At 49.0% G+C, this 13,167-nt stretch carries 11 protein-coding genes, 1 pseudogene and 1 other annotated feature; of the genes and pseudogenes, 10 read left to right on the top strand and 2 right to left on the bottom strand.

Annotated elements, in window-relative coordinates:
- Window positions 1-3 precede the first annotated feature (3 nt).
- The 9 genes and pseudogenes from EL268_RS22115 (at window position 4) to EL268_RS22075 (ending at window position 10,692) form a co-directional block, all read left to right on the top strand.
- Window positions 4-984 carry a quinone oxidoreductase family protein gene (locus EL268_RS22115; protein ID WP_106654341.1) on the top strand — a complete coding sequence of 327 codons (981 nt, stop codon included), beginning with the start codon at window positions 4-6 and terminating at the stop codon, window positions 982-984.
- 67 nt (window positions 985-1,051) lie between these two features.
- A complete protein-coding gene (locus EL268_RS22110; protein WP_106654342.1) occupies window positions 1,052-1,531 on the top strand; it encodes a GNAT family N-acetyltransferase in 480 nt (159 codons plus the stop codon).
- A gap of 233 nt (window positions 1,532-1,764) precedes the next feature.
- A complete protein-coding gene (locus EL268_RS22105) occupies window positions 1,765-2,202 on the top strand; it encodes an RrF2 family transcriptional regulator (RefSeq protein WP_106654343.1) in 438 nt (145 codons plus the stop codon).
- Window positions 2,203-2,264: 62 nt separating this feature from the next.
- Window positions 2,265-2,654, top strand: coding sequence for an IDEAL domain-containing protein (locus EL268_RS22100; protein ID WP_106654344.1), 390 nt, complete (start codon window positions 2,265-2,267; stop codon window positions 2,652-2,654).
- Between the two features lie 29 nt (window positions 2,655-2,683).
- Complete coding sequence (locus EL268_RS22095; protein ID WP_106654345.1) at window positions 2,684-3,247, top strand: thioredoxin family protein; 564 nt, start codon at window positions 2,684-2,686, stop codon at window positions 3,245-3,247.
- Between the two features lie 32 nt (window positions 3,248-3,279).
- Entirely contained in the window at window positions 3,280-4,485 is a 1,206-nt protein-coding gene (locus EL268_RS22090; protein ID WP_106654346.1) for an MFS transporter, read from the top strand.
- 157 nt (window positions 4,486-4,642) lie between these two features.
- Window positions 4,643-6,028 (top strand): VWA domain-containing protein, encoded by a 1,386-nt coding sequence (locus EL268_RS22085; protein WP_106654347.1) that lies wholly within the window; start codon window positions 4,643-4,645, stop codon window positions 6,026-6,028.
- 65 nt (window positions 6,029-6,093) lie between these two features.
- Window positions 6,094-6,352 (top strand) — a binding site (T-box leader).
- A gap of 69 nt (window positions 6,353-6,421) precedes the next feature.
- Window positions 6,422-9,502: pseudogene (gene ileS, locus EL268_RS22080) on the top strand (isoleucine--tRNA ligase).
- 215 nt (window positions 9,503-9,717) lie between these two features.
- The gene (locus tag EL268_RS22075; protein ID WP_106654397.1) at window positions 9,718-10,692 is read left to right on the top strand and encodes a Gfo/Idh/MocA family protein; all 975 of its coding nucleotides are present in this window, start codon (window positions 9,718-9,720) and stop codon (window positions 10,690-10,692) included.
- 79 nt (window positions 10,693-10,771) lie between these two features.
- On the opposite strand, the gene EL268_RS22070 is transcribed toward EL268_RS22075, so the two are convergent.
- Window positions 10,772-11,362 (bottom strand): TetR/AcrR family transcriptional regulator, encoded by a 591-nt coding sequence (locus EL268_RS22070; RefSeq protein WP_106654348.1) that lies wholly within the window; start codon window positions 11,360-11,362, stop codon window positions 10,772-10,774.
- Between the two features lie 150 nt (window positions 11,363-11,512).
- Between EL268_RS22070 and EL268_RS22065 the strand changes: the two genes are divergently transcribed.
- The gene (locus EL268_RS22065) at window positions 11,513-12,151 is read left to right on the top strand and encodes a DUF2306 domain-containing protein (RefSeq protein WP_106654349.1); all 639 of its coding nucleotides are present in this window, start codon (window positions 11,513-11,515) and stop codon (window positions 12,149-12,151) included.
- A gap of 94 nt (window positions 12,152-12,245) precedes the next feature.
- On the opposite strand, the gene EL268_RS22060 is transcribed toward EL268_RS22065, so the two are convergent.
- The gene (locus tag EL268_RS22060; RefSeq protein ID WP_106654350.1) at window positions 12,246-13,139 is read right to left on the bottom strand and encodes a LysR family transcriptional regulator; all 894 of its coding nucleotides are present in this window, start codon (window positions 13,137-13,139) and stop codon (window positions 12,246-12,248) included.
- Between the last annotated feature and the right edge of the window lie 28 nt (window positions 13,140-13,167).

Here is a 13,167-nt window from a genome sequence, read left to right as displayed (position 1 = left end):
CTCATGAAAGCGATCTTGGTAACGGAATTAGGCGGACCGGAGACGATGCAATATGCGGAAGTCGAGATGCCGACCATGTCACCTACACAGGTGCTGATCCGCGTTGAGATGACCAGTGTCAATTTTGCCGATATCAAATCCAGATATGGAAAAAAGGGAGCAGCCAAGCTGCCGTTTATCCCGGGACTCGATGCGACTGGCGTGATCGAACAGGTGGGGGCAGAGGTGCAAAGCCTCAAGGTGGGACAAAGAGTCATCGCATTTCCGTCCAACGGATCATACGCCGAGTATATCGTGGCGGATGAGAGCTTGACCTTTGCACTACCGGATCAAATCAGCACGGAAACAGCAGCCGCTTGCCCAGTCGTGTCATTTACTTCGTATCAGCTGCTGGCGAAGGTTGCCCGCATTGCCAAAGGGGAAACGGTATTGATTCACGCGGCGGCAGGCGGAATCGGGACGACGGCGATTCAATTAGCCAAGCTGCTCGGAGCAGGACGTGTCATCGGCACAGTCGGCAGTGAAGCAAAGGCCGGCATTGCGTTGTCAGCAGGTGCCGACCATGTGATTTGCAATGATCACGAAGATTTTGTGGAAAAGGTACGCGAGCTGACGGAGGGTGCGGGAGCGGATGTCATTTTAGACTCGATTTCCGGTACGGTCAGCGAGCGTAGTCTCGAGTGCCTTGCTTGGTACGGTCGACTCGTCCATTTCGGCAATGCCAGCGGCGAGATCGGTCAGATCAAGACGATCGATCTGCACGCAAGCTGCCGCTCTGTATTAGGCTTCAGCTTTGGTACGACTCGCAAGCTGCGTCCACACTTGTTGCAGGATACAGCCAAGCAAGTCTTGGAGTATTTGGCGAATGGCCAGCTCGACATCAAGATCGGCAAGCATTTTGCTTTGGAAGACGCAGCGAGCGCCCATGCGTGGGTCGAGAGCAGGTCGAGTACGGGAAAAGTACTGCTGGATGTGAGCTTGTAAAGATGTGGAGCCCTTGCTGACTGACAAGCGGGGGCTTTCTCTTTATCATTTTGGAGAGGTGAATGCTATGCAGATGATTTCAACAAGCGAACTGGACAAAAACGTCATCACTGAATTTTTCATCAAACACTGGGGTAGTCCGCAAATGGTCATCCCCAGTGGCGTCTTCCAATGCGATGCGCTGGACGGCTACGCAGTGAAGGGGGATGATGGTGCAATCAACGGATTTATTTCCTATGTACTCGAAGATCGCGAATGTGAAATCATTTCCCTAGACAGCGTGATCGAAAACAAAGGAATCGGGACCGCACTCCTTAATCAAGTAGAGCAGACCGCCAAAGAAAAAGGCTGCCACCGCATGAAGCTCGTCACCACCAACGATAACTTACACGCCATGGGCTTTTATCAAAAAAGAGGCTATCAGCTTCACGGGCTGTACATCAATGCCGTGGACAAGGCCCGCCAAATCAAACCTGAAATCCCCCTCATCGCAGACAACGGCATCCCAATCCGCGATGAAATCCTTTTTATTAAAAACCTCTTTTAAAAAAGCCACGCAGAAGCAACTGTTGTACGAAAAGCGAAGGTACATGTTTGGAAGGAGACCGCCCGAACGTAGTGAGGAAAAAGGCGACTGGAAAACATGTGCCTTCGCTTCCCCCGACCACCGCAGAAGGAAAGCCTCCGGCTTTTAAAAAAGTTTGCCCCCACACAATTGTTGACATTCGTAACTGTACGAATTATTATTACAGTACTCTTCGCAAGGAGGCCGTCTGTGACGTGAATAGTGAATTTACCATAGCTGTTCACAGCTTGGCTTTGTTGGCTCATATCCCAGAGCATATGGCAAGCAGTGAGCTCATCGCAAAAAATGTATGTACGAATCCTGCCAGAATTCGCAAAATCATGAGCATTCTGCGTAAGAACGGGTTTGTGAAGACCAAAGAGGGAATTGGCGGCGGTTATATACTCGCGTGCGACCCGAATGAGGTCACCTTGGCCGAGATTTATCGTTCGATCTCGAATGGTACACTGAAGCCGCATTGGTGCTCGGGAGATCCGCAAGAAGCGTGTCAGGTTTCTGCGAATATGCACGGAGTCATGGATCAGATTTTTACCGAAGCAGAGATGTATTTTACGAAGTATTTGGAACAAATCACGATCCAGACCGTATTAGATAAAGTCCGTCAAGGATGTCAGGAGAGTTCGCAACAGTAACCATACAAATTTTTAACGTGGAAACTGTAATAATTTCCGTTACAATTAGGAGGTGCACGAGAATGAATCGAGATGAGTTGTTGGAAGTCGGAGAATGGGTATTGGGCAAAACCAAATTCGGCGAGTTAGTTCAAGGCTTCGTCGAAACAGATGATTCATTGCGAGGTACCGCGAAAGTATATGTGGTTCAATGCGACAACGAAGAGACGATCGGCAAGCTGGTGGTAATTCCAAGACAGTGGATGGAACGAATTCCGGTAGGTTCTTTTGATGATGAAGAGCATATGCATGATTTGATCGACCTCGCCCTCGCAACCAAGGATAGAGAGTGGTTTATGGACCTGACTGCCAAGGCAAGCAACATGAAGCGGTCGTCAGGGAAAGAAGCCCGCAAAACAAGAAGCTCTTCCATTCGCAATCGCTTGGGAACTTCTGCTATTTGGGAGCAATAATTTTTCACTATATAGGAGGAGTACGGAGTATGTCTAACGTGAATCAGAACAGTTGGTTTGAAAAAGGAATGAGCTTTGCTGCGTACAAAGAAAGCATGAACGTCAACAAAGAAGAGCTGTCCCGCGTATACGATCAGCTCACATTTACTGACGAGGATCTGGCTGTCTGGAAGGATCTCTCCCAGCGCAATTGGAAAGGAATCGTGCTGACCGCAGACTGGTGTGGGGATGCTTCCTTGTGCGTTCCTGTCATTCAGCGAATTGCCGAGGAAAGCAACATCGAACTGCGCTTTCTCATCCGCGACGAAAATTTGGAGCTGATGGATCAATACCTGACCAATGGGACAGCACGTGCGATCCCGATCTTTCTTTTCCTCGACCAGGATGGCTACGAGGCAAGAGTTTGGGGACCGCGTTCTCCAGAGGTGCAGGAAATGATTACGACTGCCCGTGCAGGATTGCCGGCTGCAGACGCTCCAGATTTTGAGGAAAAGCAAAAGGAGTTGTACCGCAACTTCAAGCAAAAGATATCTACAGACCCTGCCATTTGGCGCACGGTAATTGAAAGCGTAAAAGCGAAGCTGCAAGGTTAAAGAGAAAAATCTAAAGGGATAGGAATGGATAAATGAATATGAATACACAAGAGAATAGTCAGCGACCGATTCTCTTCCTGATGATCAACATGTTTATCGCCATGCTGGGAATTGGCTTGATTATTCCGATTTTGCCCGAGTTTCTCAAAGAGTTCGGAGCGGGTGGGGAGACGGCTGGATACTTGGTGGCGGCATTTGGTGTGACCCAATTTCTTTTTTCTCCGATTGCGGGGGAATGGTCAGATAAGTACGGTCGAAAAATCATGATTGTATTGGGACTCGTCCTGTTTACAATCTCCAATCTGGTCTTTGCCTTGGCTGAACAGACTTGGGTGCTCTACCTTTCTCGTCTGATCGGCGGAATCGGGGCAGCCGCGATGATTCCGTCCATGCTGGCGTATGTAGCGGACATCACGACAGAGGATAAACGTGGAAAAGGACTGGGGATGCTAGGAGCTGCCATGTCGCTCGGATTTGTGATCGGGCCTGGTATTGGCGGATTTTTGGCAGAGCTTGGCTTGCGTATGCCGTTCTACATTTCCGCGGCAGTTGGTGCGGTAGCCACACTAGGTTCCATCTTCTTCTTGTCAGAATCCCTTCCTAAGGAAAAGCAGCTCGCAGCGCGAAACGCCAAAGAGAAGCAGGAAAACATCTTCGTACAACTCGGCAAGTCGTTTCAATCGTCGTACTTCATCATGCTGGTACTGGTCTTTACGATGACGTTTGGCTTGGCGAACTTCGAAGTCATCTTCCCGCTGTTCGTCGACGCGAAGTTCGCTTATACTCCACGTGATATTTCCATCATTATCACAGTGGGAGCACTTGCTGGTACGATTGTGCAGGCAGCGCTGATCGGCAAGCTCATTACTCGTTTTGGCGAGAAGAAGCTCATTAACTGGACGTTCTTCTTGTCTGCTGTATCGATGGTGATGATGCTATTGTCCGGAAACTTCTGGTATATGCTGATTATGACGGTTATCTTCTTTACCCTGACGTCGATTATGCGTCCGGCAATTAACACGCTGATCTCCAAGCGAGCAGGGGATGAACAAGGTTTCGTAGCAGGGATGAACAATGCCTATATGAGTTTGGGGAACATTTTCGGCCCAGCAGTGGCAGGTACGCTGTACGGGGTTCATTTGAACGCACCGTATTTGTTCGGCGCGATTATCCTGGTTCTCAGCTTGTTCTTGTCGCAGGTGGAGAGCCGTCGCAGCGTGAAACGGGCAGTGGCCTAACCATTTTTGCAAGAGAAAAAGAGTAGCGCAAAGTGTAGAAACGCTTTGTGTTGCTCTTTTTTACGTTATAGGAAAAATGGCCTGCATCTTTTATAATTTGTTCAAATTGGAATGATTTAGCATAATGTAGGGTGGAGTAAGAGGAGGGGGAAGCTTTTTGAAGAAATGGGCATCGTTTATTGTGTTTCTTATGCTAGTGATGACAGGCTGTACAGACTCTGATCCTGCGCCAAAAGACACTGCTGCGACACAACAAACCGCAAACTTGCAGGAGCAGACGAAAACGCCTAATCAGACAACTTCAGATACATCTACACAAACGCAGGCCAGAGAGCCGCTGCCGCCTGTCAAGCGAGAGCTGACGGCATTTGAGTTCGCATTGGCAAACCAGGTGGTGGGGACGTATGCTGGCGAGAATTACGATGAAGAGAAGGTCAAAAAAGAATTGGATAAACTCCCAGCTACACTCACATCGGAGCAATACCTCGAGGAGCTGCTGAAATTACTCGGAGAGGATTACCGACCGTTTATTCTCACTTTCGCTAATTTTGATTCCAGTGTAGACGTTCACTTGCAGCGTCCGACAGAGGAGATTACCTTACCGGAAACTCAAAAAACGCATTTTGCCTTGCTGATTGATGCGAGTGGCAGCATGAAAGGAAAAGTCGGCAAAAAAACGAAGATGGAGGCAGCACGAGAGGCGATTGACCAATTCGCGTCTGTCCTTCCCAAAAACGCGACGATTTCTTTACGTGTATATGGTCATAAAGGAAGCGGCAGTGACCAAGACAAAGCGTTATCATGTGCCAGTACAGAGACCTTTTATTCGGAGACGGGCTATCAGAAGGAAGCGTTTCAACAAGCATTGGGCAAAGTACAGCCAGCAGGCTGGACACCGATTGCAAAAGCGCTGCAAGCCGTAAAAGAAGATATTCCAGCCGGGACTAACGAAACATTCGTGTACGTGGTGAGCGACGGGATCGAAACGTGCGGAGGAAATCCCGTAGAAGCAGCGAAAGCACTGAACCAGTCGAGCATAAAGACCGTGGTGAACATTATCGGTTTTGACGTTGATAATGAAGGGCAGCGTATGCTCAAGCAAGTAGCGGATGCGGGAGCGGGGACATACATAACCGTGCAGGATGAAGAAGCTTTGAAAAAGCACCTTAGGGGCGAATACGACAAGCTTAAGCAGGCTTGGTATGCGTGGAAGGAAAATGCCAAAGAAGACGCACTCAGTCAAAAAGAAGCGAAGAAAAAATTCGCTGAAGATACCAAGGAAAAAGTAAAAGCGCTGGTGGAGGAAGAAAAGCAAAGATTGCTGGACGCCAGAGAATATTTGAAAAAGAGATTTAACGGAAAAGGCGGAATCATGGATACAGACAGTGCCATCATTGACCGGAAACAGGAAATATGGCAATACGCTGTAGATACAGGCAATGGGCTATGGAGGGAATCCGTAGACAAAGGCAATCAGGAGTGGCGTGAAGTTATTGAGGAAGGACAACAAGGGGTTCGGGACGCAAACGACAAAAGACCTTGACCGTAATACGCTCGCTTGACATTTTTTGAAACCAGTGTAAAAAGTAAAGTAAAAAAATAACACCAACAAATTCATTGACGAGAAAGAGTAAGCTAATCCCCTTGTTCCCCAGAGAGTTGGCCTTGTGCTGAAAGCCAACGTTCAAGACTTAGCCGAAAATCCTCTCCGAGAAGGAAAGCTGAAGCATTTTGGAGTAAGCTGACCCGGAATCCCACCGTTACAAGGGACGCGTATGATGGTACGTAGTAGAGATGCCGAAATGACATGCTTGCATGAAGATTTCGGAACAAGGGTGGTATCGCGAGATCAAATCTCGTCCCTTAGGGGGCGGGATTTTTTTGCGTTCTATGAACCTACACTTCTACGCAAACTACAGAAGAAGGAGTGTACATGATGAGGAAAGTAGACGTAAAAGAAAAAGCAAGGACACGCGAGCTGCGCGTTCTGGATCAGTGGAAGGAAGATGGCACATTCCGCAAGTCGATGGACAATCGGCTGGGAAAGCCTAATTTTGTCTTTTATGAAGGACCTCCGACTGCAAACGGACAGCCGCATATCGGTCACGTGCTCGGACGGGTCATCAAGGATTTTATCGGACGCTACAAAACGATGTCCGGTTACCGTGTCGTCCGGAAGGCAGGCTGGGATACGCATGGTCTCCCGGTAGAGCTTGGGGTGGAGAAGCGACTCGGCATTTCCGGCAAGCAGGAGATCGAAAACTACGGAGTGGCCAAGTTCGTCGAGGAGTGCAAAAACAGCGTATTCGAGTACGAAAAACAATGGCGCGAGCTGACGGAGGGGATCGCTTACTGGACAGATATGGAGCATTCATACGTCACCTTGACCAACGACTACATCGAAAGCGTCTGGCACATCCTTTCCGAAATTCATAAAAAAGAACTGCTTTACAAAGGACATCGTGTCAGTCCGTAATGCCCGGATTGCCAGACGACGCTCAGCTCCCATGAAGTAGCACAAGGCTATGAAGACGTGAAGGACTTGAGTGCAACGGTCAAATTCAAAAGCAAGACAAGCGATGACATCTTCCTCGCGTGGACGACGACACCATGGACACTTCCAGCCAACGTAGCTTTGGCTGTTAACAAAGAGCTCGATTATGTGCGGGTCAAGCACAAGGGTGAAGTGTACGTCGTAGCAAAAAATCTCGCGGAAAAAGTGTTCAAGGAAGACTACGAGGTTTTGTCCACGCACAAAGGGGCAGAATTCGTCGGTACCGCGTATGAGCCGCCTTTTGGCTATCTCAAAGTAAACCGTGGACATATCGTCGTCGATGCGGACTATGTCAGTGATACGAGCGGAACTGGCATCGTGCATACTGCGCCAGCGCACGGGGAGGATGACTATCGCACGACCTGTCAGCATGGACTTGATTTCGTGAACGTCGTGAATTTGGCTGGCCGCTATACCGATCAAATCTCGGATTTTGCGGGTCGCTTCGTCAAGGATTGCGACGTCGATATCGTAAAAGACTTGTCGCATCGCGGTCTGCTGTTTTCCAAGGAGCGCTACGAGCATAGCTATCCGTTCTGCTGGCGTTGCAAATCGCCACTGCTCTACTACGCAATGGAGAGCTGGTTCATCAAAACGACAGCCATCAAGGATCAGCTGATCGAAAACAATAGCAAGATTGACTGGTATCCGGGCCACTTGCGCGAAGGGCGCTTCGGGAAATTCCTCGAAGAGCTTGTAGACTGGAATATCAGCCGCAATCGGTATTGGGGGACGCCTCTCAATCTATGGCTTTGTCAGGATTGTGGCTCTGAATATGCGCCAGGCAGTGTAAAAGAGTTGCGTGAGAAATCTGTGGCGCCAATCGACGAGAATCTGGAGCTGCACAAACCGTTTGTCGATGAGGTGAAGCTGCGTTGCTCCTGCGGCGGTACGATGGAGCGGACCCCTGAAGTCATTGACGTGTGGTTCGACAGCGGCTCGATGCCGTTTGCTCAGTACCATCATCCATTCGGCGACGAAAAGGTATTCCAAGAGCAGTACCCTGCCGATATCATTTCGGAAGGAATCGATCAGACGCGGGGCTGGTTCTTCAGCTTGTTGGCAGTTTCTACTCTGTATAATGGAAAAGCGCCTTACAAGGCGGTCATATCTACCGGTCACGTTTTGGATGAACACGGTCAAAAGATGTCCAAAAGCAAAGGAAACGGGATCGATCCGTGGGAGGTAATCGAGGAGTTCGGTGCAGATGCATTCCGGTGGGCGCTTTTGTCTGACAGTGCGCCGTGGAGCAGCAAGCGATTCTCCAAGCGGATCGTCGCCGAGGCGAAGTACAAAGTGATCGATACGATCCATAACACACATGCTTTTTATTCGTTATACACCTTGATCGATGTATTCAAGCCAGAAGAGCATCCGGCACATCCACCTGTGAACGAATTGGATCGTTGGATACTTTCCCGTTTGAACACCACCTTGCAGAACGTGGTAAAAGGTCTGGAAACCTACGATTTCATGAATCCGGCCGGGCAAATCGAAGTGTTCGTCGACGAGCTGAGCAACTGGTATATCCGTCGCTCAAGGGATCGTTTCTGGAGCAGAGGGATGACACCCGACAAAGTGTCTGCTTACCAGACCCTGCGGAAAGTGTTGTTGACGCTGGCGAAGATGATCGCACCATTCGCGCCGCTGATCGCAGAAGATATGTATGGCAATCTGGGGGGAGAAGGCAGTGTTCATTTGACAGACTATCCGAAGGTGAATACAGAAGAAATCGACGAAACCCTTGAGCGGGACATGGAAACGGTTCGTCACATCGTGGAGCTAGCGCGAAATGTCCGCAAGGAAACCGGACTCAAGACCAGACAGCCTCTGTCCGAGCTGATCGTATCGATGGAGCAGCCATTTAACCTCGAGCGATTTGCCGGAATTATCCAAGACGAGATCAATGTCAAAAACATTCGGGTGGAGCAAAGTAACAGCAGCTTCGTGGCGTATCATTTCAAGCTCAACCTGAAGGTAGCCGGGAAAAAATACGGCCAGCTCGTTGGGCCAATCCAAGGGTATTTAAAAGAACTGAATGCTGCCAATGCACAGAAAGCAGTGGACAAGGGCTACTTGGATGTAGAGGTCGCAGGCGAGAGCGTGCGGATTACGCTAGATGAGCTGCTCGTGGAAAAGCAAGGGAAGCAAGGCTTCGCTTCTGCATCCGGCTATCAGCTCCACGTGGCCTTGAATACGACACTTACAGAAGAGCTTGAGCAAGAAGGCTGGGTTCGTGAGGTCATCCGCGTCATTCAGGATGCACGCAAAAAGATGGATTTGCCCATCGATAAACGTATCGAGCTCACACTCGATGTGGACGATGAGCTGCGAGCAGCATTGGAGCGCTTTGCCCATGTTTTGCGCGAGAGTGTACTCGTTTCGGATGTGTCTTTTGCGAAAATAGCAGATATGGAGACCGTTTCGTTTGGAGATAAAACATTTGGTTTGCATATCGGGTGACAAAGCGGTTGGATAAACAAACAGCTAGAGAACATAGTTGGTACACCGGTTCCCTAGCTGTTTACTTCAGTCATGTAACATCTCTGGGTCGAACCAAACGTCTTCATAATCGTCCGCAGCTGACAATCTGAGCTTTTCAGAAGGAATGTTCAGTTGAATGGAGAAAGGGGTAGAGGCACGAAGACGAACATTCACCAGGAAGAGAGGAAATGCAGATGGACCAAGTGAAATGGAACGTTGGGGTTGTTGGCGCTGGCGTCATGGGCGAGCGCATGATGAACGCGATCCGTACCCACGAAAAATTTCGAGTAGCCGCAGTGAGTGATGTATCTGCGGAAAGAGCACAGGAAGCCGCGCAAAAGTCCGGCGATGTGCCTTGGTACACAGATTATAAGGAATTACTGAAAAAGGTAGAGCTGGACGTCATCTATTTGGCGGTTCCTCCCAAATTCCATCACGCGATTGCTTTGGATGTACTGGCGCACAAAAAGCATTTGCTCTGTGAAAAGCCGTTGGCTAATTCGTTGACAGAAGCGCAAGAAATGCTGGAAGCAGCAAATGACGCAGGGGTTGTCCATGCGATGAACTTCCCGCTCTACTATCAAGGCATTTTTCCTGAGCTCTCCCGCAGACTTGAAGAAATCGGGGATATCCGCCGCATCGATATCCTGACGCATTTTCACCAATGGCCGCGTCCATGGCAGCAAACACCTTGGCTGGCTGGTCGTGAGCAAGGCGGTTTCATCCGTGAAGTGCTCCCTCATTTCGCTCACCTGACTTACGCGCTCTTCGGAGACCTGCATGTAGTCCGCTCAGAGGTAGACTATCCAGCAGATCCTGGGCTATGCGAGACAGGCGTATCGGCCTTCCTGCGTCTGACAGATGGTACCCCGGTTACGATCAATGGCTTGGCGGGTATCGCACATCAAGAGCATTTGGATTATCGCGTGTACGGGTCAAAAGGGACGCTGAGTGTCGTGAACTGGAGCAATCTGTTTGTGGGTGGACACGGTGAAGCGCTCGTTCCGGCTGAAGTTCCACAGCATGATCGTCTCTCTCTCCTGTTAGATGAGCTGTCTATGGCGATGAACGGTGGCGATGCTAGATTGGTTACGTTTGAAACAGGCGTGAAAGTACAGCAAGTGCTGGAAGCATTGCTCGGACATGAAAAAGTACACTATATCAAATAGAAATGAGCAGGAAAAGTCCACGAAAAAAGAGCAGCCAGGCAGGAGTAACACATCCTGCGCGGCTGCTCTTTTCTTTTTGCTATGGCTTGTATGTCAGTAAAAGCTGCTCAATATGCTTGATGGCAAAAAGGACATGCTTGTTGTCGAGGGTGAGTCTGCTTGCCATTATGGCCCCTTCAATGGAAGAGAAGATAACCGAAGCGACGGCTTCTGCGTCCATTTCAGAACGAAATTCTCCTTGGGCGATTCCGTCTTCCAGCAAGCCCTGCATGAAGGAAATGGTCTCTTGGTAAGCCGCGACGGCATAATCGCGGAGCACCGGGAATGAATGGTCACTTTCGACGGCTGTGTTGAGAAGCGGGCAGCCGCCTTGGAGCGGGGGATTGTTTACCGCATCAGAATATACCTTTGCCATGGCAACGAGTTTTGCAGTGGCTGTGTCCTGCTTTTCCAGTGCAGCTGCAAAATGTTCTTGTAACACTTCACCCGCATATTTAAAGGCCTCTATTGCAATCTCATCTTTACTAGTAAAACCTCGGTAGAGTGCGCCTTTGGTAAGTCCCGTGGCATTCATGATGTCTTGCATGGAGGTTCCTGTATAACCATTTTGATTAAACAGCTCTGCTGACTTCTGGATAATATGCAGCTTTGTTTTTTCGCCTTTTCGCATCGCGATAGTCCTTTCATTCGGCCAACACGGTCTATATTCGTCCAAGTTATTGTAACATTTCTCTCGTGTACGAAAGAAGGCAATCATGTAAAATCAAAAAGAGACCGAACCGTTCGGTCTCTAAAATCGAACAAAGGGTTGTGTGACAGGATGAACCGTATCAAACCGTATTCGATTGTCATTTTCGTCGCTTGTATGGCGATCACGTATGCACTCGTGCAAAACTTTATCATCGATCCAGAAGCAAAAGGCTTTCTCAGTCACAAATCTGATTACAACAAAGAGCGAATGAACACATCGATTTGGCTTACGGTCATGTATGTCCATTTGTTTTTCGCCATGATTGCCCTGGTCTGTGGGGTGGCTAACTTTTCGGACAAGCTGCTCGCAGAGAACCGCAAGCTACATAAAGTAACAGGCTATGTTTATCTTTTTAGTGTGTTGGTTGTGGTAGTCACATCGGGATATATGGCTCCTTATGTAACGGGCGGAAAAGTAGCGAGTTGGCCCTTCCACCTGTTGAACATTATCTGGCCGGCAATTACCATTACGGCGCTCGTTAAAATTAAAAAGCGTCAAGTCATGAAGCATAAGGAATGGATGGTTCGGAGTTTTGTCTTCTTGTTCACCAACATGCTGATTCATCTCGTGAAGCTGATCGTAGAGAAGGTGGTAGGTTTGCCGTATGAGCTCAGCTACACAATCGGTGTATATGTCACCATGATTGGACTTGTCGTGACCGCGGAGATGATCATTCGTACGAAATTGCGAGCACCCAAAAAAGTATGAGAGAGACGCAGCGCTTCTTAAAAAAGCTTCGCATCAACCAACTCCATTGGTTCAGATGTGAAGCTTTTTTAGGAGGTAAGCCGATGGTCCTTTCCTACTGCTGCAAGGCTTTGCTCTGCATCAAAAAGTCAATAAACGTACGCATAATCCCGTGAACAGGTGTATCCTTCAGGTAAATTAGCTCGAAGTTCCGGTTGATTTGCGGCAGATTCAGGACGTCTACTTCCTGCAGCTCGCCTTCGTCCAAATCTTTGGAGATGGCAAAGCGAGGCAAAAAGGCGATGCCCAGCCGTTGTTTCACCATCCGCTTCACGACCTCGATGTTGTCAGCCTCCATGACGACATTGTTTTGTAGCTGAAAATGGCTGAACGCATTGTTGATCAGCTTCCAGTCGAGTGAGCCCCGATTGAACAAGATTAGTCGTTCCCGTGCGACTTCTTCAATGGAGACCTGATGGCGGAATCCAAACGGATGATCGGGATAAATCGCTAAGACCATGTCATCCGGCATTAGCTGAATCCGATTAATCTGTGGATGAGTAACGGCACGAGCAATTCCGAATGACACCTCGTGGTTCAGAACCATATCGAGCACCTGATGGGAATGTCCGGTGAGGATCGTCAGCTTGATTTTGGGGTACAGCTGCTGGAATTGCTGGACGAGGTCAGGCAAAATGTAAAAGGCGGAGACAAAAACGGTGGAGATGGTCAATTCTCCCTCTACATCGCCTTGCGATCGCTGAATCGCTTGCTGTCCCTCTTGCAGCATGTGCATGATGTTTTTCGCATAGGGAAGGAACAGATCGCCTTCTTTTGTAAGAGAAATCGTATGACCCGTTCGTTGAAACAGCTTACAGCCCATAGTCGTTTCGAGTGCCTTGATCCGCATGCTGACCGTGGGCTGCGACAGATAGAGCAAATCAGCCGTTTTGCTGAAGCTCCCGGTCAGGGCGACAAAGATGAATGCTTCAATTTGCTCCATATTCATGAGTAGTGGCTCCATTATGTGAATTTTT

The sequence above is a fragment of the Brevibacillus brevis genome (assembly GCF_900637055.1).
GTDB classification, from domain to species: domain Bacteria; phylum Bacillota; class Bacilli; order Brevibacillales; family Brevibacillaceae; genus Brevibacillus; species Brevibacillus brevis.
The sequence above is the reverse complement of the archived record's forward strand: the minus strand, read 5'-3'. Positions and strand labels throughout refer to the sequence as shown.

What these genes read in the sequence shown, in the direction of transcription:
- EL268_RS22100 (WP_106654344.1), top strand. Translation starts at nt 2,265, where the DNA reads ATGAATCGAGATGAGTTGTTGGAAGTCGGAGAATGGGTATTGGGCAAA.
- EL268_RS22075 (WP_106654397.1), top strand. Translation starts at nt 9,718, where the DNA reads ATGGACCAAGTGAAATGGAACGTTGGGGTTGTTGGCGCTGGCGTCATG.
- EL268_RS22110 (WP_106654342.1), top strand. Translation starts at nt 1,052, where the DNA reads ATGCAGATGATTTCAACAAGCGAACTGGACAAAAACGTCATCACTGAA.
- EL268_RS22115 (WP_106654341.1), top strand. Translation starts at nt 4, where the DNA reads ATGAAAGCGATCTTGGTAACGGAATTAGGCGGACCGGAGACGATGCAA.
- EL268_RS22090 (WP_106654346.1), top strand. Translation starts at nt 3,280, where the DNA reads ATGAATATGAATACACAAGAGAATAGTCAGCGACCGATTCTCTTCCTG.
- EL268_RS22065 (WP_106654349.1), top strand. Translation starts at nt 11,513, where the DNA reads ATGAACCGTATCAAACCGTATTCGATTGTCATTTTCGTCGCTTGTATG.
- EL268_RS22060 (WP_106654350.1), bottom strand. Translation starts at nt 13,139, where the DNA reads ATGAATATGGAGCAAATTGAAGCATTCATCTTTGTCGCCCTGACCGGG.
- EL268_RS22095 (WP_106654345.1), top strand. Translation starts at nt 2,684, where the DNA reads ATGTCTAACGTGAATCAGAACAGTTGGTTTGAAAAAGGAATGAGCTTT.
- EL268_RS22070 (WP_106654348.1), bottom strand. Translation starts at nt 11,362, where the DNA reads ATGCGAAAAGGCGAAAAAACAAAGCTGCATATTATCCAGAAGTCAGCA.